Source organism: Allohahella marinimesophila (assembly GCF_039538005.1).
GTDB lineage: Bacteria > Pseudomonadota > Gammaproteobacteria > Pseudomonadales > Oleiphilaceae > Allohahella > Allohahella marinimesophila.
Genome location: NZ_BAABBO010000010.1, coordinates 127242 through 151340 on the forward strand (window position 1 = coordinate 127242; position 24099 = coordinate 151340).

Annotated in this window: 23 protein-coding genes; 3 read left to right on the top strand and 20 right to left on the bottom strand. The window is 54.8% G+C overall.

The genetic code is table 11. The features are described 5' to 3' along the window. Positions 1–29: 29 nt before the first annotated feature. The gene (gene katG / locus ABD735_RS11725; protein ID WP_344806593.1) at positions 30–2213 is read left to right on the top strand and encodes a catalase/peroxidase HPI; all 2184 of its coding nucleotides are present in this window, start codon (positions 30–32) and stop codon (positions 2211–2213) included. A 57-nt stretch (positions 2214–2270) separates the two neighbouring features. Here katG and ABD735_RS11730 read toward each other — a convergent pair whose 3' ends face one another. Continuing rightward, positions 2271–3728 carry an SLC13 family permease gene (locus ABD735_RS11730; protein WP_344806594.1) on the bottom strand — a complete coding sequence of 486 codons (1458 nt, stop codon included), beginning with the start codon at positions 3726–3728 and terminating at the stop codon, positions 2271–2273. A 106-nt stretch (positions 3729–3834) separates the two neighbouring features. Between ABD735_RS11730 and ABD735_RS11735 the strand changes: the two genes are divergently transcribed. Then, positions 3835–5922: a TonB-dependent receptor family protein gene (locus ABD735_RS11735; protein WP_344806596.1), complete on the top strand. Its 2088-nt coding sequence runs from the start codon at positions 3835–3837 to the stop codon at positions 5920–5922. A gap of 34 nt (positions 5923–5956) precedes the next feature. Here the strand turns inward: ABD735_RS11735 and ABD735_RS11740 are convergent, their stop codons facing one another. The 4 genes from ABD735_RS11740 to ABD735_RS11755 all read right to left on the bottom strand — a co-directional run bounded on the left by ABD735_RS11740 (position 5957) and on the right by ABD735_RS11755 (position 9778). Continuing rightward, positions 5957–6655, bottom strand: a complete 699-nt coding sequence (locus ABD735_RS11740) for a lipid-binding SYLF domain-containing protein (protein ID WP_344806598.1) — start codon at positions 6653–6655, stop codon at positions 5957–5959. 360 nt (positions 6656–7015) lie between these two features. Continuing rightward, positions 7016–8485 (bottom strand): trypsin-like serine protease, encoded by a 1470-nt coding sequence (locus tag ABD735_RS11745; RefSeq protein ID WP_344806600.1) that lies wholly within the window; start codon positions 8483–8485, stop codon positions 7016–7018. A 247-nt stretch (positions 8486–8732) separates the two neighbouring features. Next, positions 8733–9275, bottom strand: a complete 543-nt coding sequence (locus ABD735_RS11750; protein ID WP_344806602.1) for a hypothetical protein — start codon at positions 9273–9275, stop codon at positions 8733–8735. A gap of 2 nt (positions 9276–9277) precedes the next feature. After that, on the bottom strand, positions 9278–9778 hold the full coding sequence (locus ABD735_RS11755) for a GNAT family N-acetyltransferase (protein WP_344806603.1): 501 nt from the start codon (positions 9776–9778) through the stop codon (positions 9278–9280). 198 nt (positions 9779–9976) lie between these two features. Here ABD735_RS11755 and ABD735_RS11760 point away from each other — a divergent pair, with 198 nt between their 5' ends. Next, positions 9977–12547, top strand: a complete 2571-nt coding sequence (locus ABD735_RS11760) for an EAL domain-containing protein (RefSeq protein ID WP_344806605.1) — start codon at positions 9977–9979, stop codon at positions 12545–12547. On the opposite strand, the gene ABD735_RS11765 is transcribed toward ABD735_RS11760, so the two are convergent. The 15 genes from ABD735_RS11765 to ABD735_RS11835 all read right to left on the bottom strand — a co-directional run bounded on the left by ABD735_RS11765 (position 12510) and on the right by ABD735_RS11835 (position 23879). Further along, positions 12510–12932, bottom strand: a complete 423-nt coding sequence (locus tag ABD735_RS11765) for a DUF2784 domain-containing protein (protein ID WP_344806607.1) — start codon at positions 12930–12932, stop codon at positions 12510–12512. The two genes, ABD735_RS11760 and ABD735_RS11765, sit on opposite strands and share 38 nt — an antisense overlap. Positions 12933–12951: 19 nt before the next feature. Then, positions 12952–14691, bottom strand: coding sequence for a bifunctional protein-serine/threonine kinase/phosphatase (locus tag ABD735_RS11770; protein WP_344806608.1), 1740 nt, complete (start codon positions 14689–14691; stop codon positions 12952–12954). Positions 14692–14749: 58 nt separating this feature from the next. Beyond that, the gene (locus tag ABD735_RS11775) at positions 14750–15592 is read right to left on the bottom strand and encodes a formate/nitrite transporter family protein (RefSeq protein ID WP_344806610.1); all 843 of its coding nucleotides are present in this window, start codon (positions 15590–15592) and stop codon (positions 14750–14752) included. 229 nt (positions 15593–15821) lie between these two features. Further along, positions 15822–16520: a crotonase/enoyl-CoA hydratase family protein gene (locus tag ABD735_RS11780; protein WP_344806612.1), complete on the bottom strand. Its 699-nt coding sequence runs from the start codon at positions 16518–16520 to the stop codon at positions 15822–15824. Between the two features lie 126 nt (positions 16521–16646). Next, on the bottom strand, positions 16647–17396 hold the full coding sequence (locus tag ABD735_RS11785; protein ID WP_344806614.1) for an SDR family oxidoreductase: 750 nt from the start codon (positions 17394–17396) through the stop codon (positions 16647–16649). A gap of 25 nt (positions 17397–17421) precedes the next feature. Next, the gene (locus ABD735_RS11790) at positions 17422–18543 is read right to left on the bottom strand and encodes an alkene reductase (protein WP_344806616.1); all 1122 of its coding nucleotides are present in this window, start codon (positions 18541–18543) and stop codon (positions 17422–17424) included. 75 nt (positions 18544–18618) lie between these two features. Then, positions 18619–19212 (bottom strand): TetR/AcrR family transcriptional regulator, encoded by a 594-nt coding sequence (locus tag ABD735_RS11795; protein WP_344806617.1) that lies wholly within the window; start codon positions 19210–19212, stop codon positions 18619–18621. A gap of 4 nt (positions 19213–19216) precedes the next feature. Then, positions 19217–19933 carry a M15 family metallopeptidase gene (locus ABD735_RS11800; protein WP_344806619.1) on the bottom strand — a complete coding sequence of 239 codons (717 nt, stop codon included), beginning with the start codon at positions 19931–19933 and terminating at the stop codon, positions 19217–19219. Then, positions 19930–20808 (bottom strand): glutathione-dependent disulfide-bond oxidoreductase, encoded by an 879-nt coding sequence (yghU, locus tag ABD735_RS11805; RefSeq protein ID WP_344806621.1) that lies wholly within the window; start codon positions 20806–20808, stop codon positions 19930–19932. The genes ABD735_RS11800 and yghU overlap by 4 nt, the downstream gene beginning before the upstream one ends. A gap of 16 nt (positions 20809–20824) precedes the next feature. Then, on the bottom strand, positions 20825–21358 hold the full coding sequence (locus ABD735_RS11810) for a DinB family protein (RefSeq protein WP_344806623.1): 534 nt from the start codon (positions 21356–21358) through the stop codon (positions 20825–20827). After that, entirely contained in the window at positions 21351–21842 is a 492-nt protein-coding gene (locus ABD735_RS11815) for a hypothetical protein (RefSeq protein ID WP_344806625.1), read from the bottom strand. Before ABD735_RS11815 ends, ABD735_RS11810 begins: the two co-directional genes overlap by 8 nt. Positions 21843–21872: 30 nt before the next feature. Next, entirely contained in the window at positions 21873–22409 is a 537-nt protein-coding gene (locus tag ABD735_RS11820; RefSeq protein WP_344806627.1) for a DinB family protein, read from the bottom strand. Continuing rightward, positions 22406–22843 carry a hypothetical protein gene (locus ABD735_RS11825; protein ID WP_344806629.1) on the bottom strand — a complete coding sequence of 146 codons (438 nt, stop codon included), beginning with the start codon at positions 22841–22843 and terminating at the stop codon, positions 22406–22408. Before ABD735_RS11825 ends, ABD735_RS11820 begins: the two co-directional genes overlap by 4 nt. Further along, positions 22840–23475: a helix-turn-helix transcriptional regulator gene (locus tag ABD735_RS11830; protein ID WP_344806631.1), complete on the bottom strand. Its 636-nt coding sequence runs from the start codon at positions 23473–23475 to the stop codon at positions 22840–22842. The genes ABD735_RS11825 and ABD735_RS11830 overlap by 4 nt, the downstream gene beginning before the upstream one ends. Next, positions 23472–23879: an AraC family transcriptional regulator ligand-binding domain-containing protein gene (locus ABD735_RS11835; RefSeq protein ID WP_344806633.1), complete on the bottom strand. Its 408-nt coding sequence runs from the start codon at positions 23877–23879 to the stop codon at positions 23472–23474. Before ABD735_RS11835 ends, ABD735_RS11830 begins: the two co-directional genes overlap by 4 nt. Positions 23880–24099: the final 220 nt, after the last annotated feature.

A 24099-nucleotide genomic window follows, 5' to 3' on the forward strand; every position in this document is an offset into this window, starting at 1 on the left:
ACCTTCCAACAAGAGTTGCAGGAGAGATTATGAGTAACGAAAGCAAGTGTCCCGTCATGCATACACCCAAGAAGGGACGCACCAACGGCGACTGGTGGCCGGATCAGCTCAACCTGAATATTCTTCACCAGCATTCAGCCCGCTCGAACCCCTTGGGCGAAAAATACGATTACGCCAAAGCGTTCAATAAACTCGACCTGAAGGCCCTGAAGGCTGATCTCTTTGCCCTGATGACAGACTCTCAGGACTGGTGGCCAGCCGACTATGGTCACTATGGTCCTTTCTTCATTCGAATGGCCTGGCACAGCGCAGGTACCTATAGGGTCAGCGACGGCCGCGGTGGCTCTTCTACCGGATCACAGCGGTTTGCTCCGCTGAACAGCTGGCCGGATAACGCCAATCTCGACAAGGCCCGGCGTCTACTCTGGCCGATCAAGCAGAAATACGGCAATCAGATTTCCTGGGCCGACCTGATGGTGCTCACCGGAAACTGTGCGCTCGAGTCCATGGGCTTCAAGACCTTTGGTTTCGGTGGCGGTCGGGAAGATACCTGGGAGCCAGGTGAAGATGTCTACTGGGGTACCGAAGACGAGTGGTTGGGCGATTCCCGCTACAGTGAAGGACGGGCGCTTGAAAATCCCCTGGCCGCAGTACAGATGGGCCTGATCTACGTCAACCCTGAAGGCCCTAATGGCAAGCCTGATCCGGCAGCTTCGGCGCATGATATCCGTGAGACATTCGGACGCATGGCGATGGACGATGAAGAAACCGTCGCGCTCATTGCTGGCGGCCACACCTTCGGTAAATGCCATGGCGCCGGCGATCCATCTCATGTGGGTCGTGAACCAGAGGGTTCCGACATCGCCGAGCAGGGCCTCGGCTGGAGCAGCAAATTTGAAAGTGGACATGGCGACCATACTATCACCAGTGGCCTCGAAGGCGCGTGGACCCCTACCCCCACAAAGTGGGACATGACCTATTTCGACATGCTGTTCAACTATGAATGGGAGTTGACGAAGAGCCCGGCTGGTGCTCACCAGTGGAAAGCGAAAGACCCTGCCGATCAGGATCTCGCCCCGGCGGCCCACACACCAGGGAAGCGAGTACCGACCATGATGGCGACCACGGACCTGGCCTTGAAAGTCGACCCGAGCTACGAGCGAATCTCCAGACGCTTCCATCAGAACCCCGAAGAATTCGCAGATGCCTTCGCACGTGCCTGGTTTAAATTGACACATCGTGACATGGGGCCGCGCGTTCGATACCTCGGCGATGAAGTACCGAATGAAGATCTCATCTGGCAGGATCCTGTACCGCCGGTCGATCACCCGCTGATCGATGCGAACGATATCAAGACGCTCGGAAGCAGCATTCTTGATTCAGGCCTGAGCACATCTGAGCTTGTCTCAACCGCCTGGGCCTCTGCGTCTACCTATCGCAATTCAGACAAGCGCGGTGGTGCCAACGGAGCACGTATCCGTCTTGCTCCGCAGAGGGACTGGAAGGTGAACCAACCAGAGCAGCTGAAAAAAGTCCTGAACACACTGGAAGCCATTCAGAAGGATTTCAATGATCAACAGCAAGGCGGCAAGAAAGTCTCCATCGCTGACCTGATCGTGCTCGGCGGTACTGCTGCTGTAGAGAAAGCGGCAAACGACGCTGGCTACAACGTGGATGTTCCATTCACTCCGGGTCGAACCGATGCCACTCAGGCACAGACGGATGCTGATTCTTTCGAGCCACTGGAGCCAAAGGCGGAGGGCTTCCGCAACTACCTTGAAGTCGACATGAAAATGCCGACGGAGAAGGTTCTGGTCGACCGAGCTCAGTTGCTGACGCTGTCGGCACCTGAAATGACCGTGCTAATCGGTGGACTGCGTGTACTGAATGCCAACTACGATGACTCAGCGCACGGCGTGTTCACAAAAACACCGGGCACCCTGACCAACGACTTCTTCGTCAACCTGCTCGATATGGGTACGGCGTGGAAGCAGGTGTCAGAGACCGGCAATCTCTTTGAAGGTCGTGATCGCGCAAGCGACCAGGTGAAGTGGACAGGCACACGGGTCGATCTGATGTTCGGACATAATTCACAGCTTCGAGCCCTGTCCGAGGTCTATGCCCAGGATGATCACAAGGAGAAGTTCGTGACCGACTTCGTCGCGGCCTGGACCAAGGTCATGAATCTCGGCCGGTTCGGAGTCGCTGCATAAACACAGCCTCCTTCATCTAGCTGGCCCCTGCTGCAAAGGCAGCGGCCGGTTTTTTTTTCAGATACCAAACACCCATCCCATTAACAGGTAGCCCAGCAGCGTCACTACCACGATGCCAATCAGATTCAGCACGAAACCCGCACGAATCATATCGCCTATTTCAAGCTGCCCACCCGCAAACACGATGGCATTTGGTGGCGTCGCTACCGGCATCATGAACGCACAACTCGCGGCGATGGCCGCAGGCACGGTGTAAAGCTCCGGCGGCACGTCGGTCGCAATCGCCAGCGCACCCATCAAGGGCAGGAAGGCTGCTGCCGTGGCGGTGTTACTGGTGACTTCAGTCAGGAAAATGATGACCGTTCCGACCACGGCAATCATGAAAATGGTAGGCAACATGTCCAGCACTGTCAGGCTCTCGGCAATCCAACCGGCCAGCCCCGAACTGGCAATGACTGCGGCCATGGCCAGCCCGCCGCCGAACAACAGGAGAACACCCCATGGGATGTTCTGGGCGGTGTCCCAGTCGAGCACGAACTCGCGCTTTTGCAAGTCTACCGGCGTCAGGAATAGCACGATGGCGGCTGCAATGGCGATCGTCGTATCATCGAGCCACGGGATCAGGTTTTCAGACAGCAGCGGCTGGCTGATCCAGGCAGCGGCGGTGATCAGAAATATGATCCCGACGCGTTTCTCACCAGTGCTCATCGAACCCATCTTCTGCAGCTGCTCACGGATCAGCGCACCACTACTCTCTCCCGACTCGAGCGCAAAGCCTCCAAGCGTGAGCCACCACCAGATAAAGAACAGCATAATGGTCGCAATCGGCACCCCAATCAGCATCCACTGGAGGAAGCCTACGGTGATATCGTGATTGTCCAGCAGATAGCCAGCGAGCAAAGCATTCGGCGGCGTGCCTATCAGCGTCGCAATACCACCCACACTGGCTGAGTAGGCGATGGCCAGAAGCAAAGCCTTGGCGAAGCGCCCGGCTTCTCCCTCGTCAGCGCTCTTCATCATATGGAGAATTGAGAGGCCTATCGGTAACATCATGATGGTGGTCGCCGTATTGCTGACCCACATACTCAGAAAGGCAGTCGCCGCCATGAAACCCGCGATTTGCCGTCTCGGTTGGCTACCGACCATACGCAGGGTAACGAGTGCAATGCGTCGGTGCAGGTTCCAGCGCTGCATCGATAGCCCCAGCGCAAAGCCGCCTAGAAAGAGAAAGATCAACGGATTGGCATACGGAGCAGTCGCTTCCTTGATGGTGCCAAGTCCTAGTGCCGGTATGAGGCAAATTGGCAGGAGCGCCGTCGCAGGTATCGGAATGGCCTCGGTCGACCACCAGGTCGCCATGAACAGCAAAAGGCCCAGAGCCGCCCAGGCTTCGCTGCTCATGTCACTGGGGGCAGGCAGAAAAATCGTCAACATCATGAATATCGGCCCCAGAAACAGGCCAATGCGTCTCGCCATCGGCAGCCCTGTGCTTGCGTTTGGGGTATTTTCGTTCATGGCCAGAAGCTCTCCCTGTTGTGCCTGATCAAGCGTTTGTAGGTCGTCTGCCTTCCTGAAGCGTACTGTTCTGCAAGCCTACCAGATCATGAGTTTAAAGGGGTTGATGTTGAGGTATACAAAAGTCGCCAGCAGGCGAACGCAGACACTCAGGTTTTGCCTGCTGGCTGGAGTTATTCCACAGTCTCCGGTCGCTCTCGCTGAGGCGACAGCGGTAGAAACAGACGACACGATTATTATTGTGACCACACCGCGTATGCAGCGCACGCTCTATGACACTCCAGCGGCCACGTCCGTAATTGATGGAGAGGACATCCAAAAGGCTCAGCAGCGACTGAAACTGGATGAAGTTTTGGCTGGTGTTCCAGGCGTAGCCTTGCAGAACCGTGAAAATTTTGCTCAGGGTGAACGGGTGTCCATTCGAGGGTTTGGTGCGCGGGCGCCATTCGGAGTGAGGGGCATTACTGTGCTGGTCGACGGCATTCCATATACGCTGCCCGATGGTCAGGCCCAGCTCGATGCGATCGATCTGGACAGCGCACAGCGAATCGAGATCATCCGTGGCCCTGCATCGGTGCTGTATGGCAATGCCGCAGGCGGCGTCATAAGCGTACAGACTGCAGACGGTCGGCTGATTGGAGATCGAAGCAGTATGAGGCTCACAGGCGGCAGTGATGGCTTTGGTAAGGTCGCCTTGAATGACAGCGGCAGTAGTGATCAATGGGCGCATCATATTGGTCTGTCAGCGCTACATTCCGATGGCTTCAGGGACCATAGCGAAGTCGACAAGTACCTGCTCAACGGCAAGGTCCGCAGGGCCCTTGGCAGTGATCGCGCCCTGACTGCGATAGTGAACCTGCTGGATAATCCCCGCGCCGAGGACCCAGGCGCACTCACGTCGGAACAGGTCGCTCTTGATCGACAACAGGCTGGTCGCTTTACGGAAGCCTTCGATACCGGTCAGCGTGTCGATCAACAGGTGCTAGGTCTGCAGTACGAAGATCTGTCTGTGTGGACGGGGCAGCTATACCTCAAGACCTTCTACCTGCAGCGAAATTTCGAGCAGCAACTCCCCTATCCGGGCGATAGTCTGATCAATTACAACCGGGAGTACTACGGCGTCAGCACAGAGTTTCATGACGCACTTTCGCTCGCCAGTCTTCCATTTCGTTATGTCGCTGGTATGGAAGCACGTCGACAGGCCGATGATCGACAGCGGCGTGACGTGTCTTTCGAAGGCAACATTGGCGAGTTGAGCGAAAGAGAGTTCCAGAGTGCTACCGCTTTGGGAATATTCACTCAGGCAGACGTCGACGTAAGCGAGGCTCTTACACTCTCCGGCGGCGCGCGCTTCGACCGCATACGGCTGAGCATAGATGATGACTTTCGTTCAGATGGCGATCAGAGTGGACAACGTGTGTTCAGGGAATGGAGTTGGTCTACTGGACTGAGTTACCGCTACCAGCTACTTCATCAGGCCTATGCCAATATCAGTACGGCCTTCGAAACCCCGACTTTTTCCGAGTTCGCCAACCCAACCAATGGGGGCGGCTTCAATCCCGGGGTGGACGCACAGCAGGCGCGAAACCACGAGCTGGGTCTGCGAGGCCGGCTTGGGTATCAGTTTGATTACGACCTCACACTGTTCTGGGTCGACGTGCGCGATGAACTGGTGCCGTTCGAATTGAACGATAACACCGGCCGGACCTTTTATCGCAACGCCGGAGATACCGTGCGCAAAGGTCTCGAGGTCGCGGTCAGCTGGCGCGCTGCCCCAGCCTGGCGCGTCGAGACTGCACTGACGCTGGCGCGCTATACCTTCGAAGATTATCGAGTGGACGGTCGCGAGTTGGAGGGCAAGCGCCTGCCGGGATTGCCTGAACGGCTATGGAACACCGAACTGATGTGGTCAGCTGTGGGTGAGCGATTTCTTGCGCTGGAAACACGCTATGTGGGCAGTCTTGTGGCAGATGATGCCAACGATATCAAGGTAGACGAGTACTGGCTGGTCGATCTTCGGGGAGGCGATGGATGGCGAATGGGTTCCAGCGCTCAACTGAAGACTTTCGCGGGAATAAGAAATCTGCTGGATGAAGACTATTACGCAAACGTACGAATCAATGCAGGCAACGGCCGGTATTTCGAACCAGCAGCGGGCCGAACCTTCTATGCCGGCGTGGAACTAGAACTTTAAAAAAGGAGGGGGTAACCCCCTCCCGATAGCACAATTATCTTGTGCCCAGAAGGATGATCACAGGATTGTCATCCATTGACTTGACCTTGCCATCTGCCACTGTTTGCGGCGTGACATCCTTGCCATAGAAAGCCTTGTTCTCTTCTTCATCCCAGAAGATATCTTCTACCGTGACGGCAGCATCGACAAATGCACCCTCGGTATCGGACCAGATGACGATATCACCCTTGCCCCATGACGCCTGACCACGCTTCGAGTAATCGACGATAGTGAGACCGGCATCCGCATTCAACGAGAAATTGTGCTCATCCATGAATGTTTCAACGGCCTTGTCGGTATTCAGCACCATGGCAATCTGACCGGCTTCAATCCCGATTTCGACACCGGCATTGATAGCGCCCATGTTGTAGAACATAGGACCGCTCCACTCACCGTTCTGACTGGTCAGTAGAACGCCTTCGCCACCAGCGGCGCCAACGCCGAGGGCCGCGCGTGCATAGTTAGGCACGAGGAAAACGCCTTTGGCATCCTGAAGCAGTTGTTCGAAATCAGGATCCTTCTTCATTGCCTCGAGAACGGTGGCTGCTTCCTGCAGGGTATCCTTGCTCTCTGCTCGCTTCTCAGCTGCATTCTCGACCTTGGTCGTTTCTGCGGCGTGAACTGCAGCAGGCATAAAGCCTAACGAAGCGACTGCAATGACGCTGGCTGCTATCGAATTGAGTTTCATGTTCATCACATTATCTCCTTTTTCTACCTTGAATAACGCGGCAATATTCGGCTATGCGCCACTTTGGACGATCGAATGTGCGCTTGCCGCTGGTACGTCCTTAATGTTCTCGAGCTGAAGAAAAGCAAAGAGCGTGCCGTTACCTCGAACCATAGGGTAATTCAGCCCACAAGTGCCCATGAGACGCGGCTTCCCGCCACTCTTCAGGATCGTTACGTTGTTCGCCAACGTTTCCGATATCGGAGAATGCTACAAGCAGGAATGCAAGATTTGCAGGACCGGGTATGGTCCAATGAGGTGAGATATGACAATGCAGGAAAGCCCCGACCGAATGGTCGGGGCTGGCATGAGGAAAAGCTTCAGGCTCTAGTTGGCAGCAGCTTCCAGCGCCAGGCCGCTATAGTTGCTGTAGCCACGAATACCGATATGCCAGGTACCCGCTGGTGGATTGGTGAAGCGGCATTGCTCTTCGTTGGCATTCTGGTTCGACCGGCAGTGGTAGGTGTTACTGGTCGGTCTGCTGCCAAAACGAACGTACAGATCAGCATCGCCTGCGCCTTCACCGGTGACCACGTCAAGTGCGCTGGCGCCCGACGCTACATCAATGGTGTAGTAGCGCCAGTAGCCAGCGTTTCCAGACAGATTCTGCTGGGACAGCGTGTCGCCACCAGAATCGCCGCCGGTGCCCCCGGCGGTATAGCTGGCCACGAGCTGCGCGCCGCTGAAGGCACTGTAGCCACGCACACTCACGTAATAGACGCCCGCTTTAGTGTTACCGAGTTCGGCTTCACTACAGCTTTCGTTGTTGCCGTCCTTGTAGGGCCGACAATCGTAGCTGCTGGTGGTGGGCTGGCTACCGTACTTGACGTAGAGATCCGCATCACCGCTGCCGCCCGAGAGCTTCACTGACAGGTTATCAGCGCCAGCCGGGACCTTGACCTGGAAGATCTTTTCCTGATTCCTGCTACCAGCTACAGTCTGTGGCTCGCCGTTCTTGAGGACATTGTCAGACGGCGGTGGGGGCGGTGTGCTCCCGGTATATTGGCCGATCCAGCTGGTGTACTGGGACACGCGCGTATATACACCTGGATAGTTAGGCCTTGCACAGCCGTTGCCGAAGGAGACGACGCCAACCTGATAGAACTGACCCTGATTCTGGAAAACCAGGGGGCCACCGCTGTCGCCTTGGCATGAATCTCGACCGCCTGAGGTATAGCCAGCACAGAGCATGTTCGAAGTGATGTTTCCGTAAGCCGAGTTGCAGCTACTATTACTCACCACTGGCACATCGACCTTGAGCAGATCCGCCGAGCCCGCGCCACCTTCTCGTGTGGCCCCCCAGCCAGTGACGGTCACCAGATCACCCTGACCTGCACCCTGTGAGGTCTCACTGGCATTGGCAAGGTTGACCTTGTTTGCAGAAATCGTGACGGGCGATTGAAGACGCAGCAGCGCAATATCGTTGTCGCTCGTCCGATCGTTATAGCTCGGGTGCACGACGACCTGTGAAACGGCGATACGCTGGCCACCGCTGGCATTGAGATCATTTCGCCCTACCAGCACACTCAGCCCATTGGTGGAGCCGTTTGGTACGCAGTGCGCTGCAGTGAGTATCCAATTGTCGGCAATGTAGCTGCCGCCGCAGAAATGGCCGCCATTGCGCTGCAATGACACGGTAAACCGGTAGGGGCCATCTTCAGCGGGGGTTCCACCCACGATGTACATAATGACGTCATCCGTGCCAGGCGGAGCGACGGGTTGGTCAGCCTGCGCGGACGTGATGGTGCCTAAGCCAGCCAGTGTGAGACCGGCTAAAAAAGTCTTGGTCGTTTTCAAGAGTATTCCCTTCCCTTTTGGGGTTATGCGATGAACAGCAACGGCCGGATAAAGCCTTTCATCAGCGGAGTCATTGGTGTTTATGATGTTGAACGCATCCTCACGGGAGCCGACCGACTCACTGACGCCCCGAAAATGACAGGATATTAATTTTCAGGATCAGGGACTTGTGCAAGTGATTTAGAGCACTTTGTCAAGGAATGTGAATCAGATCACCCCTGAATGGTTTTAATGGAGGGCAAGGCAATCAGTGCAGGCGGATAGACCGTTTGACAGCCGCAAAGTCGTCCAACGGCCGCAACTCGGGATCGAGCGAGCCGGTGAATCCAAACATGAATATCGCCTTTGAAGACTGGCAGATAAAGAGTTCGGACATGCAGAGAAAACGTTCATGGCGCTCATTGAGCACTGTCATGGCGCTCCTCATGTAGGCGCTGCGCACACCTGCGAAAAGCATCATGCCCAGGCGATCCAGAAGCTCGAAGTCCGGGAACGCGCCCTGAAGCTGGGGTATGGTCGCCTCTATGACGGCATCGAGACTGGGAAAGGCGCTCATGATGGAGACTGGTTTGACGGTACACTGAACAATGGGCACCGCCGCCTGCGGATTGACCTGTGGGAGGTACATCGACAACAAGGGCTCGCTCGACTTGCCAAGGGTTTGAGCAAAACTGTCCGAAGTCGATGCTGCCGACATCTTCAATTTCTTCGCCCAGGCTCCAGGTAATAGAATCCAGCCCTCCGGGACGCCAATGCTGAACTGCAGAGGTGCATTGTCAAACGTCTTCATGGCTATAGTTCCGTTTCGGCCTCAAGCCACTTGTACATCACGAGGGCGTCGACATAGCCTTTTGAGTGGTGACAAAAGGCCCCGGGAAGACGGCCTACTGTTGCAAAGCCAAGCTTGTGCCAGAGAAGCACAGCACCACCATTCGTTGAGGCGACAAAATTAAACTGCATCGCCTTGTAGCCCAGCTGGATGGCCACCTCCTGAGAGTGCTGACACATAGCCGTAGCGAGTCCCCGCCCCCTCGCAGCCGACGCCACCATGTAGCCGCAATTGCAGACATGATCGCCCGGACCCTGCTGGTTACTCTTGATATAATAGGTGCCCAATACGCGCCCATCCTCCTCGAAGACGAAGGTCTTTTGCGGGCTCGCCAGCCAGATGCTGAGTGCCTCAGATTTCGTGGTGTCTCGCCGATACGCGTAGGTCTCCCCAGCCGCGGCAATCTCGTGAAAGATCGGCCATATCTGCTCGATATCTGCTTCTGAAGCTTCTCTGATCTTCATTCCATCTCCAGGTCGACTGTATACAGTCATGATAGCTTTTTACCGCGGGCAGCAGTCTCAATTCCTGGCAAATCCATACAATGACGTGAAGTCGAAGTCTGGAGACTGGTTACGGTTTGGCCAGGAATTGTCTACACTAAAGAATCCCGTTTCAAATCTTGCCAATGACAGGGTTGGCAAGGTGCCGAGGCCCCCAACTTGACCCTATCCCACGCGTTTCGTTTCGTTCTTGTCTTCATCATCTGGTGCGGCAGCCAGCCTGTGCTTGCCGAAACGGGCCCTATAACCGTCACCAGATCATTGCCTGTCGAAGCCCACTTCGAGTATCTGGTTGATCCCGAAGGAACGGCCGACCTGGAAGAGGTCCTGAAGCTGCCTGAACACCAGTGGCAACTGGTGGAAAACGGCAATGCCACCTTTGGCATTTCAGATGAGTCCTACTGGCTACGCTTTTCTGTTCGTAACGAGACAGATTACAGGCGAGATCTGATTGCAGAGCTTGCCTACCCACTGCTGGATGATGTCGTCTTTCATGTATTTTCCGGCGAAGAACGCATCGACACCTTTGCCACCGGCGATACTCGCCCCTTCGAGCCACGCCAGGTCGATCATCCGAATATGCTGTTGCGCTTCGTGCTTGCCTCCCACGAGACGAAAACCATCTATGTTCGGGTGCGCACGGATGGCTCTATGATCCTGCCTTTGAAAGTCTGGCGAGAGAATCAGTTTTTCGAAGCCGCTGCGAAGGAGCAGAAGCTTCACTTCTTCTTTTTTGGCTGTCTCACGATCATCATCATGATCAACATGGCCATATTCCTGAAGCTATGGGAACGGCTGTACCTGTTCTACGCGCTGGCCATCGCGGGCTACCTGCTCTTTTTCATTTCAATGCGCGGCTATGGGTTTCAGCATGACTATCCGCAGTCTCCGGTCCTGCACGGTCGCGCACTCTTGTTGTCGATGCCTTTTCTGGCGCTGTTTTCGGTCCTGTTCTGTCGGGAGTTTCTGAAGACGAAGACTCATAGTCCCAGGCTCGACTTCGCCCTCAAGGCAATGATCTGTTTTGAAGTAGTCAATTTACTGGCTGCTTTTTTCATGAGCTACAACGTAGCGGTGAAGCTTTCGGCCCTTTCCTCCTTCGTGTTTTTTTCACTGCTGTTTGTGGCCGGGCCCATCACCTGGGCTGCGGGTCTGCGGGCTGGCATGTTCTTTACTATCGCCTGGACACCGCTGACGGTGGGCGTGCTGGCCACTGCTGGTAGGAGCATGGGATTCTTCCCTGAAAACTTTCTCACGCAATATGCCATGCAGATCGGCTCAGGGCTGGAAGCCTTCATCCTGACACTTGCCTTGGCCGACCGACTTCACAGGGAACGTGAAGACAAAATTGAAGCGCAGGCTGATCGTCTGCGTATGGAAATATCCCGCCATGAGGCCCAGACGAAGCTCACCGACGCAATGATGCACGACCCGGTGACGCGCCTGCCTAACCGTAACCGCTTCGAATGGGTGATCAACCAGCAATTGCGGTTGAACCCCGAGGGCCATTATATGGTCGGCGTGGCTCGCGTCACGCGGATGGAAGAGATCAACAGAACACTCGATCTTGCTCGGAGCGAGCGGCTGATTCAGGACATTGCACTGCAAATGAAGTCCCTGGCCGGGAAGCTCCCCTATGTACAGAGTGTGCGTGATGACATGGGTCGGATTGAACGGGTCTATCAGATCTCTGGAGACACCTTCGGCTTGCTGTTGGATGCAGGTAAGGTCGGGGACAATTTCGAAGGGCTTGAACTGGCGCTCAGACAGCTGTCGGAACCGGTACTGCTGGACAATCTCGCCATTGAACTGCATCCGAAATTCGGTGCGGCCACCTACCCCATGCACGGTGACCATGCCGCGATGCTGATTCGAAATGCTCATGTCGGCATGGAGATAGCGCCGCGAGACAAGCGAGCTGTCGGCTTTTACTCACGCAATTACGATATCTATAGTGAAAGTCGTCTGACGCTGATGTCGGATCTCAGGGAGGCCTTACACAACAGCACTACGGCCATTCACTACCAGCCCAAGCTCTGTCTCATCAACGATGAGATAGTAGGGCTCGAAGCCCTGATCCGCTGGCACCACCCCGAGCGTGGCTGGGTTTTTCCGGTCGACTTCATTCCGCTGGCTGAAGACACCGGCGTCATTACCCAGCTGACCCGCTGGGTGTTTGAAAACAGCATCAGGGAACTCGACAGCATTCTCACAGACTATCCTCAGCTCGAAATATCGATCAATATCTCCGCTCGTGACCTGGTGTCCGGCGATTTAAGGGAATTGATCGAACCCATGCTCGCCCGAATCGAGCCAGGTCGCCTGACGCTTGAGCTTACGGAAACTGCCGCCATGGAAGATCCGGAAAAGGGCCTGATCGCCTTGAAGGCGCTCGCAGATTTGGGCTTGAAAGTGTCTATAGACGACTTCGGCAGCGGTTATTCATCCCTGTCCTATCTCAAACGCCTGCCGGCCACGGAGATCAAACTCGACAGATCGCTTATTACAGATATCTGCACCAGTGAGAGCTCCAGAGTCATCGTTGCGACCGCCATAAATATGGCTCATGGCCTTGGCTATCGCCTGGTAGCCGAAGGCGTCGAGAACGAGGAAACCGGACGTCTGCTCAAGACGATGGGCTGCGATCGGCTACAGGGATTCTGGCTCTGTCATCCTCTTCCCGTGGAAAAGCTCAAGCTCTGGCTTGCGGAGCATCGCTCCGCTTTCTAGGCGGCACCAGCCACCAGCTCAACACTACCAATACCCCGAAAATCGTATAGCAGGCTATGAAGACCCAGGCGGGTGCTTGATAGTAGAGGAGTTCACTCAGCCAATGGGCAATAAATGAGCCTTCGTAACTGTACTCACCTGCCTTGGCCCGAAGTTGCATTTCCCAGACTGTGAGCGGACATATGACGCCCAGCCATGCCTGAATTACCACGATGCCGATGCCAGCAAGATGCGCGCCCCTGAACCAGAGGTTCCGAACCCATGGCCATGACATGAACTTGCCGATAAATATCAGGACTAAACCGATCACGACAAAGGCCACGAACAACACGTGCAAAAGAAGCATTGCGTCTGCTGCGTAGGCGTAGAGAGCCTTGGAGATCATGCAAACATCCGAATTGGCGTCAGAGCGTTCCCTGCCAGACTACCACGCAAAGTAGAATGAACGAGACCCCCTGCCAGAATAGTGTCGGATTTCGCTCAATAAGCGGAGCCCGGGTCTGGCTGAGATACCTTGGATTGGGATGCCTGAGCTCGTAAATGAACTCCGCAGCTTCGGAATACCTTTTCATCGGATCGATATGCACAGCCTTGCTGATGGCGAAGTCGAGCCAGCCAGGAATAGCATTGTCCATGGTTGTCAACGATCGATACCTCAGACCTTGCTGCTCCCGAGCAGTGCTGGTTCGCGACACAGAGACGCCATAGGGCAATTCTCCTGACAGCATCTGGTAAGTCATCACTCCGAGTGAAAACACATCTGACCGACTGGTGCCAGCATAACCGAGGAAATACTCAGGCGCCGTGTATTGCGCGGTCCCGACGAGCGCTTCGTTCTTGCTCACGATTTCGGAAATCCCAGCCACCTTGGTGGCTCCAAAATCAATGATCTTGACTGTGCCAGCGGCATCTATCATCACATTATGGGGCCGCAGATCCTGATGCACCATTTCCTGTCGATGAAAGGCTTGCAGACCTTTGGCAATCTGATCGACGATATCCCGGACTTCGTCAATGGAAGGCGCTGGATTGTCGATCATCCACTGCGCCAGGGTCTTGCCGTCCAGATACTCAGTGACGGTGTACAGATAGTGTCGTTTACGCTGAGGTTCGATTGCTTTCAGCACATGTGCATTATTGATACGCTTGGCTATCCACTCTTCCATGAAGAAGTTTTCGAGATAGGCTTCGTTACTGCGCATCTCCGCCGATGGTGTCTTGATCACGACCGTCTCGCCGGTTTCGGTGTCCTCAGCCAGAAAGACATGACTGCGGCTGCTGATATAGATCTCTCGCAGAATTTCATACCCGTCAAAGAGCATTCTCGCCGATAGCGGTGGAGGCGCTGGCAGAAGGTTTGCCTGTTGATGCACTTCGTTCAGGTCACGATCGGGCAGTTGGTCGACTCGTACAATCTGCAGCGTCAGGTTATCGTCGCTGCCAGCATCGTAAGCAGCCTGCACAAGGCGTTCGGCGACTTCTGCGAGGCGGACGTCGGCAACTCCAGATTCGGTGGACTCATTCTGCACTATCGCTTCGGCAATGGTCCTTTCATTGAGGTATTCAAAGATGCCGTCGGTCGCCAAAATATAGATGTCGCCGGTTTCAATGGCATGAGATCGATAGTCGATCTCGAGATCATCATGAATTCCCAGGCCTCGGGTCAGGTAGCTCGTCTCCTCGGAAATGATACGGCGATGATCGGTCGTCAACTGTTCGAGACGACTGCCAACGAGCCGATAAATTCTTGAGTCGCCGCTGTGAAAGAGATGGGCAGTATTCGATTTGAAGATGATGGCACTGAAGGTGCAGATATAGCCCTTGTCCATATTGTAGCGATAGGGACCGTTACGGGTTTGCGAGTACAGCCAAGAATTGGTGGCCTTCAGCACGCGCTGAGCCGAGGTCTTCACTGACCATGAGTCAGAGGTGCAGTAGTAATCTGAAAGGAAGCCCTTGATAGCCGTCTCACTGGCTATCTGGCTCACATCACTGCTGCTGATTCCGTCGGCAATTGCGACTGCAATACCCTTCGTCGACAGCAGTGGCTCCTTCGGTATGAGTAGGCCATGGAAATCCTGATTGACAGGTTTTCGCCCAGCACTACTGCAGTGGCCCACAGACACCGATAAATGTTTCTTCATACGCAAAAAATCCCCGCCTTCTCAGGCTGGGGATTCCTTGTCATGGCAGATTGGCTGCCTATGATACCAGTCGGCCTTCTGTTGCGATCTTGGCAGCGCGACGCTCAGGGTTGGTTCTCACGTGAGTCCAGTAGATGGGCAAACCCACCAGCAGCAGACCACCAAACAGGTTGCCCAGTACAGTCGGGATCTCATTCCAGACGAAGTAGTCCACGATGGTGAACTCACCACCCATGATCATCGAAAATGGGAACAGGAACATATTGACGATGGAGTGTTCAAAGCCCATGAAAAAGAAGAGCATGACCGGCATCCACATGGCGACGATCTTGCCAGTAGCCGAGGTTGAGATCATCGCGCCAACGACACCCATAGAGACCATCCAGTTACACAACATGCCGCGGATGAAAATCGTGAACCAACCAGCAGCACCGTGCTCTTGATAGCCAAGGGTTCTGGACTCACCAATACTGCTGACTTTCGCTGCGAGCGCGCCACCGTCAGTGTTGTAGCCGTAGGTCAGGATGAAAGAAGCGAAGAAGGCGACAGTGAGCGCGCCCCCAAAATTGCCAAGGAATACAAGGCCCCAGTTTCTCATCAGTTGACTCGGCGTACAGCCTGGACGCTTGTCCAGCAGTGCGAGTGGCACCAGGGTGAACACACCGGTGAGCAGATCGAATTTCATCAGGTACAGCATGATGAAACCAACCGGGAACAACATGGACCCGACGAGCAAACTGCCCGTTTGGACGATGACCGTGATGGCGAAGAAGGCTGCCAAGCCAAGGATGGCACCGGCCATGAATGCCCGAACCAGGGTGTCCTTGGTAGACATGAACAACTTCTGCTCCCCGGCATCGACCATCTTGGTCGCAAATTCATTGGGTTCTATATAGGCCATAATCATGTTCTCTGTGGATTGATGAAAGCGGTATGTCCGGGGAAAAGCATCAGACATTCCGTAAAATCGTCAACCATTTGAAAACAATGACTTACCCAAATCCCACTTGATTCAAAAGCTCTGCGACACTGGCGGTTCGCACCGCAATAGTGCATGCCACCGCCGAAGAGCCGTGCTCTTTTGGTGCAGAATTACGAACCTGCACCGCAAACGCAGCCCCCGACGTTCCCTAGCCGGTCAGGCCCAAATGCGCTGAGTCCTGCTCGATGCAGCGATCCAGAAGCGCCAGATAATCAGCCTTGGCCTTGACCTTTGTCTGCTGGTGAGCCTTCATGTTCAGCTGCTGGAATTGATGAGCTATGGCGGTGGCACGCTCGATAAGGAGGCCCGGTGCTACGACTTCATCCAGGAAACCGGCGGCGACAGCACCTTCGGGATTATAGATTTCAGCATTGATGACAGAACGATAGAAATGCGCTGGCGCCAGTCGATGTCGCGCTATTTCGATGCCTGCATGATGCATGGTCATCCCGATGAGCACTTCATTCAGGCCAAGCTTGAAATTGCCTTCGATGCCAATGCGATAATCTACAGACAACAGCATGAAGGCACCTTTGGCAATGGCATGGCCAGTACACGCGCCAATCACCGGCAAGGGAAACGCAGCAAGCCGTCGCGTCAACTTGGAGCCCACAGTCACGAGCGCGACTGCTTCCTTAGGCCCCTTTTGCATTTCCTTGAGATCGTAGCCGCCAGAGAAAATACCCGCCTGACCTGTCAGGATGACCACTGCACTATCCTGCTCAGCCTGATCAAGTGCCTTGTTCAGCGCCTCGAAGACCTCATGGCTCAGCGCGTTGGCCTTGCCATTGTTGATCGTGATCGTCGCGATGCCATCGTTCAGTTGATAATCTACAATGTCCGTCACCTGGGAATCCTCTTTGCTGTGTTGAATAAGTTCGAATGCAGTTGAATTTGGAGGAAGCACTTTACCCGGGCTTGGTGCTCAGATGAAGCCATGCTTGACCAGATGTTCTGGTCAAGCATGGACAGTCTACAGTTCCTGAGCAGTCGGTCGCAGGATGATCTCGTTAATATCGACATCATGCGGCTGCTCGATGGCAAAGACGATGGCGCGCGCCACAGCATCTGGCTCAATGGCGACCTTGTACATCTCGTCCGCTGCCTTGGCCGCTTTCGGATCGGTGATTGTGCTTGTCAGCTCGGTGGCCACAGCGCCAGGTGAAATATTGGTACTGCGGATTTCGTCTCCAGCTTCCATGCGCAGACCCTCTGAGAGCGCTCTAACTGCGTATTTCGTGGCGCAGTACACTGCTGCTCCCTGAAACACCTTGTGACCAGCCACTGAAGACAGGTTGATGACGTGGCCGCTGTGCTGTTCACGCATGGTGGGCAACACTGCCGCGATACCGTACATGACACCTTTTATGTTGACGTCGATCATCTGCTCCCACTCATCTACTTTGAGCTTGTCGAGCGGTGCCAGCGGCATGAGACCGGCGTTGTTCACAAGCACATCGATACGGCCAAACTTGTCTTTGGCAGCTTTCGCCAGCGACTCGACCTGCTCGCGATCGGTCACATCTGTCACCTGATAAATGACTTCTGCACCCTTGGCAGCGAGCTCCTCTTTCAGGCTCTGAAGACGCTCTTCACGCCTCGCGGCCAACACCAGCTTGGCGCCACGCTCAGCGAGGCGGCGGGCTGTGGCTTCGCCGAGACCACTGCTCGCGCCAGTGATGATGACTACTTTGCCCTTGATTGAATCCTGTGTGTTACTCATAAATGTTCTCCTTGAAAAGTGTGTATCAGGCCTTGGCTTCTGCGTCCTCCAGGGCCGGATAATCGGTGTAGCCGTGCTCGTCCCCGCCATAGAATGTATCGCCATCCCAGTCGTTCAACGGTGCGTTCTGACGAAAACGCTCTGGCAGGTCGGGATTGGAAATAAATGGTCGCCCGAAAGTGACCAGGTCGCAGCGACCAGCATCGATGCGCTTGCGGGCTTCATCTGCGCTGTAGTCGCCATTGGCAATATAAGTGCCCTTGAAGCCAGCCTTGATGGCGTCGATGACATCTTCCGGCCGCCCATCGGCGTGATTACCCTGGAATGAATCCTCGACCACTTCGATATAGGCGATACCGATCTCATTGAGGCGCCTGGCGAACTCGCCATAGGTGTCCAGCGGGTTCTCGTCCTCCATGGCATTGAAGCTACCGGTAGGACTCACGCGGATGCCGACCTTGTCCTTGCCCCATACATCGACCACTGCCTGGACGACCATGAGTGGCAGACGTAATCGGTTGTCGACAGATCCGCCGTATTCGTCGGTTCGCTTGTTGCTGCCGCTCTTGAGGAACTGATCCAGCAAATAGCCGTTGGCACCGTGCACTTCCACGCCATCGAAACCGGCCTCCTTGGCATTCTCGGCGCCTTTACGGAACTGCTCGACGATATCCTGCATCTCTTCAGCCTTCAGTGCTCTAGGCTCTGGAATGTCAACCATGCCGGAATCAGCGCTGACAAAAGTCTTCGCGCCTTCAGGTTTAATGGCCGATGGTGCGACCGGCTTATCACCATTCGGTTGAAGGTCAGGATGAGAAATTCGACCCACGTGCCAGAGCTGCAGATGGATGCGTCCGCCAGCCTTGTGAACGGCGTCAGTGACTGTCCGCCACCCTTGAATCTGATCTGCCGAGTGGATGCCTGGCGTAAAAGCATAACCTTTGCCCTGTGGCGACACCTGCGTGGCCTCACTGATGATAAGTCCGGCTCCAGCGCGCTGCTCGTAATAACGAGCGTTCATGTCGTTGGGTACGTCGCCAGGCTGCGATGCTCGCGAACGGGTCAGCGGCGACATGAGCACACGGTTTGGCAGTGAGAGTGAACCAAGCTCAAATGGCTTGAACAGGATGTCTTCCGAATCGCTCATAAACAATGTCCTTTTGATGTAGAATGATGAACTGCTAGTAATTAGACCAGTCTACTAGACAGGCCGCGAAAAAAATTAGCTAATGCCGAGGCACTGGCGGAAAAATACCCGGATGAAACGCTCCATCGGCTCAGTGGATTTCAACACTTTCGCCCTCAAAATGGCGCCTTCCCAGCCTGACAGCAGAAGACTGGCTGCGTCGGCCGGATTGACGGAAGCGTCTACATCGCCAGCCTGCTGAGCCTCTTCGATACACTGCTCAAAGCGCTTCTCCCAGCTATGAAACACCGTGTCCAGACGCTTACGGAACGCCTCACTCTGTCCTGCCAGCTCCTGGCCAAGGTTGCCAATCAGACAGCCCCGGGTGTGTTCGCAATTGGTCATCGCTTCAAGACCCGTATCGAAGTACGCTCTCAAGCGATCGACACACGACCGGCTTGTATCCTTGAGGATGCCATCGAGCCTCGCGTCGTATTCCTCGGCGTAGGTGTCGATGACTGCCAGGCCGAAATCATTCTTGCTGGCAAAGTAGTGGTAGAACGAACCCTTGGGCACACCGGCGGCTGTGAGCACGGCATTGATGCCAGTGGAGCCAAAGCCCTTTTGACCGATAAGCTCCGCGCCAGTGTCTATAATGTGCGTGCGGGTGTCGTTTGATGTCATGGGCATTATATTAGACCGGTCGTCTAGTAAGTTCAACCCCAGTGTAGAGCGCATGCGGTCTGTCTTTGACGAAAGCCCAGTACTTGTCTCCGTATGAGAAATGCCACCACTCTCGCGGATAATTTATAAAACCCGCCTTGCTCATGACATTCACGAGGAGATCGCGATTGCGTCGCGCAGCTTGAACCAGCTCAGGGAACCCGGTGGCGCACCGCTCTGGACCAACTGTCGCCCAGTCCTTTATTTCCATACCGAACTCGATCACATTCCCCGTGCGATCAACGATTTCCACGTCAACTGCACCTCCAGTGCTATGAGGCGGTAATATCATGTTGCCTTCGAATGTGTAAAGAGGCGAAGCCAGCCTGGCTGCTGCACTGAAGCATTGTCGTTGAGTGTAACTGGGGTTGGAGACTGTGGTTCGGGCGAGTTGTGCTGAGAAAATACGGGCCTGAACCTGCGGACTCCGATAGCCTTCATATAGACGCAAGTGGAGGTCCTTTGGTAAGGCAGCCTGAGCTCGCTCCAGCCTTGATAAGACGCCCTCGCGCACCAGTCGGTAACCGGGCGCTGTCTCCGGATATTCAGGCGGTTCGCCGTAGACGATAGAGCTACCGGCTACATCTACCAGAGGCTCACCGCATTCCATCACCGGTATGGCGAACAGCCGCTCATCGGCAATATCGACGATCTCGATCTCCATTTGCCGGCCAGAGGAAATACTCACTCCCCTTTCGAGGTCTCAATTTTATCCTGGGTCTTGGTGTCGAAATCTCTGGCATCATGGCGCTCGTACAACTGCTCGGCGGGGTCACCCCAGGTCCGGTTCACCATTCGACCCCTTTTCACAGCAGGTCTTTGTTCCAACTCGTCGGTCCAACGCAAGACGTTCTTGTAGGTGTGGGCTTCCAGAAATTCCGCTGCTTCGTAAACCTTGTTGGTCACGAGTGCACCGTACCAAGGCCAGATTGCCATATCTGCAATGCTGTAATCGTCACCAGCCATGTATCGATTCTCGGCTAGCTGACGATCAAGCACATCGAGTTGTCGCTTCACTTCCATAGCGTAACGATTAATTGGGTACGCGTATTTTTCTGGTGCATAGGCGTAGAAATGACCAAAGCCACCACCGAGCATCGGTGCGCTGCCCATCTGCCAGAACAGCCATGACAGACACTCAGTGCGCCTGGCTGTATCCGAGGGAATAAAGGCGCCGAATTTCTCTGCCAGATAGAGCAATATCGATCCCGACTCGAATATACGAGTGGCTGGATCGGTGCTCTGATCCAGCATCGCAGGAATCTTCGAATTCGGATTGACGCTGACAAAACCGCTGCCGAATTGATCACCTTCGGTGATCTTGATGAGATGAGCATCGTACTCAGCGCCCGACTTGCCAAGCGCCAGCAACTCTTCGAGCATGATGGTGACTTTCACGCCGTTGGGTGTGGCCAGCGAGTAGAGCTGCAAAGGGTGCTCGCCAACGGGAAGCGTCTTCTCGTGCGTGGGCCCAGCGACTGGACGATTGATCTTGGCAAATGCGCCGCCGTTTTCGGGGTCCCATTTCCAGACTTTCGGTGGTGTATACACGTCGTTGCTCATAGCTGAATCCTTCTTTTCACGAATGGCCGGCCTCTGTTCTCCGGCTCGGTTCAAAAGCATGCAGAAATCTTGTCAAAGTGTCTTTCGGCCGATCCAGGCCACAAGCATTCAGCAACATTCCGATATTGCCTCTGTGATACGTACTGTGAATAACGAGGTGATTCAGAATCTCCTCCCTGGTCATCGAGCCGGCATCACCGTCAGTGAATTCGAAGGTCACATTGGCTTTTAACGTCCCTGGATTCAATTCACTCACATAGTGGATGAACCACTGGTCGGAAGTCTGCACACTCGTTTGAAGAACTTTCAGGCAAGGAGTCTCTACTGTGTTTGTGGCCTCGAAAGCATGTGCCCTTCCTTGTAAATGTGCGGCGAAAATCTGATCCACGACGAGTGTATGATTGAGAAGGCGAACTGCCGTCGTCCATTGCTCCGGAAAAGCCTCAAAACTGATGTTTCCGATCAGCTCAAAAAGCTCGGTATTCGCCCAAGCCTTATAGCGGAACAGATTGAGCAGTGAATCCGGTCTTGCGAGCATCGGCTCAATCATAGATACCCATAGCCTTGAACTCATTGATCGTTGACGTCAAGGTCAGCGTGTTCGAAGAGCTATCGCAACGAACGCTGAGAAGTCGTTTGCCGTCCTTTTCCACATCGATAGAGGCCTCGGCGTTGATGGACTCATATATCGAGTGCTGAAATCCAGCGCTCTCGAAATGAACTGCAGCGGCGCGGTTCAGAAGCTGGTAGCGAAAATTATCGGTAGCCGGCGTTTGTGAAGCAGGATAAATGATGTCGGGCCGCGTGGCGGGGCCCGCTCGATACTGCAGATAACCCGTATCTGGCGACTCTGCCGATTGGCCGCAAAGTGAGTAGACCTTGCCTGCGGCGCTACAGGACCAGAATACATATTCATCCCTGGTGCAGAGCGTCTCCAACGCCACGGCGATCGAGGGTGTGAATGCGACAAGCCCTATTATCAGTGGAAGGCTTGAAACGGATGACTGGCCGGTTTTACGAATACACTGGTTCACATTTTTCTCCTCCTTGAACCCAATAGCTTGTCACACTGCGACGTCCTGCGGAATAAGCGCCAGTAAATCCGTGACACCAATATCCTGTCCTGCCTGGCTGAGCAAGACTGACGCCTGCCCACGATGATGAGTCTGGTGATTGAAGAAATGCATGATGAGGCTAGAGAAACGCTTGTCCGAGGCTATGCCCTTTGTGTTTCGATAACTCAGCACACAATCGAGGCCCTTGTCTTCTAGCGCCGATACCCAGCGGATGATCTGGTCATCCAGCCAGTTGCGGTGCCTGCGCAAACTGCGAAAATTATCGAACAGCATGCCATCCAGACTGCCGGGATTCGGCAAATCACTGACATTTTGGAGCGCTTTAGTGCTACCCGGGTGAGTCGCAAATCGCTTGAGCCAGATGATATCGCCAACGGCGATATGATTAAGCGTTCCCAGCACCGAGCCAAAAAACGCGCCTCTATCTTTCGTTATTTCGCTCTCACTCATCTTGCTGGCTGCATCGTAGACTTTAGCGTTCATCCACTGGTTGTAGTTCGCCATTAACTCAAAGTGTCGCTTCATTGTTCTGCCTGCTGCTTTTCCGCCTCGGAGGAGCTTGCCGTGTCGCCCTCATTCACGTGATCAATAGTTGCAAAAGCCAGAGGCCGACTTTCGATAAATGACAACAGATAGGACTCTGTCCACCCCAGAATTGGCGCTTCTGACCCGCCGAGCAGAGACCAATTCACAGTAGCCAGAACACTGTCTGCCCCCAGCCATCGGAGGTCCAGATCCGAGTAGCGGCATTCGCGACAACCCTTCGACTTATAGTCATCGAGGAACACCTGAAAATGCGCCCTGAGCGCCTCGTATGATTTAAAGAGCGCACACGAATCTGCTTGCCCTTTAGCCATAAACGGCAGTCCAAACTTGGCGGCCACTCGGACGCCGTCAAAGGTCGCGAACGCTTCGACGAAATCGTCAAAATACGCCAGAACTGCAGCTTCATTATTCACCGCAAGCTACCTCGATGAGTTTCGACTGATGGTCGCTGACCCTGGACCTGTCGGCGCCAGGCATTCGGCGAACAGGCGAACCAGCGTTTGAAGGCACGGCAAAAATTTCCGGTATCGCGGAAGCCGAGGGTGAGGGCAATCTGGGTCACACTTTCAGTTGAGTCGGCCAGCATTCGTTGAGCCTTCTGCTTGCGTACATCTTCCAGAAGCTGGCAATAGGTGGAGCCCTGCGCATGCAGCTCACGCTGTAGTGAACGGCCCCCCATGTTGAGATGACGGGCGGCGCTATCCAGGCTGATCTGCCGGCAATCGCTGGACTTGTGCAGATAAGCCCTGAGTTCGTCAGTGATAGACCTCGGTTGTCGTAACCCGAAATAGGCTGTCGCCTGCCGATCGTTTTCCGCCAACAGTGACTGGTTGGCATGTATCGATGGTGCATTGAGATAGATCGAGTCGAAATGGATAACGGTGTGGCCAGCGTCCCATGACACGGGAGCCTTGAAATAGTTCAGATAGATTTCCGCATGCAGAGGCTTAGGGCGGGCCATTTCGACCCCGAGAATTCGCATAGGGTGAGGCTGAATGAAACGACAGGTCTTGATCGTGGTCGCCAGCACCGCATCGGCAATCAAGGGTAAGGCTCCGTCACATCCAGACCTTGGTGCAGTCCAAAGCTCGTGCGCTCGCCGTGCTCAGCAAGCGATAACTCAAAGCAACTGGTCAGACCGGCGTTAAACTTGACCATGAGATCAAGCCCCTCCCTGAGGTTGCGGCAACTCATTACGGCGAGCCCAACCGACAGCAGGCTGCCAGGTGTGATACCCCGGCGAGCCTCAATGCCAACATCAGGCGCATCGTGAAGGGTCCTCGCCGTTTCAAGCAGAACATTGAAGCTATGGGCTGGAAATGTGGGCTGTTGTAACAATGCAGGATCGACCGATGCGATCCGGAAGAGTTGCTCTGGACACCATCCACGCAGCCTGAGGCCATTCAGACAAGATGAGACCCAGGAGGTAAGCAGAAACGGCGATTGCATTGTTTTCACACCTCCCATTCCCCGTAGACGCCCCTTTGAAAGGCGAGTATACCCGCGCCTGCGACAAATGACCGTTAATCTCCTCACATAGATCACGCTCACCTGTTGGTGACAAGGCTCACAAAATCATAGAGATGGCGGCACAAGACAATCGCCTGTCATGGGAGGACAAACGGTCATGTCCGCCCTCCACTACCATGCCCTCCGCACAACTCGCTGC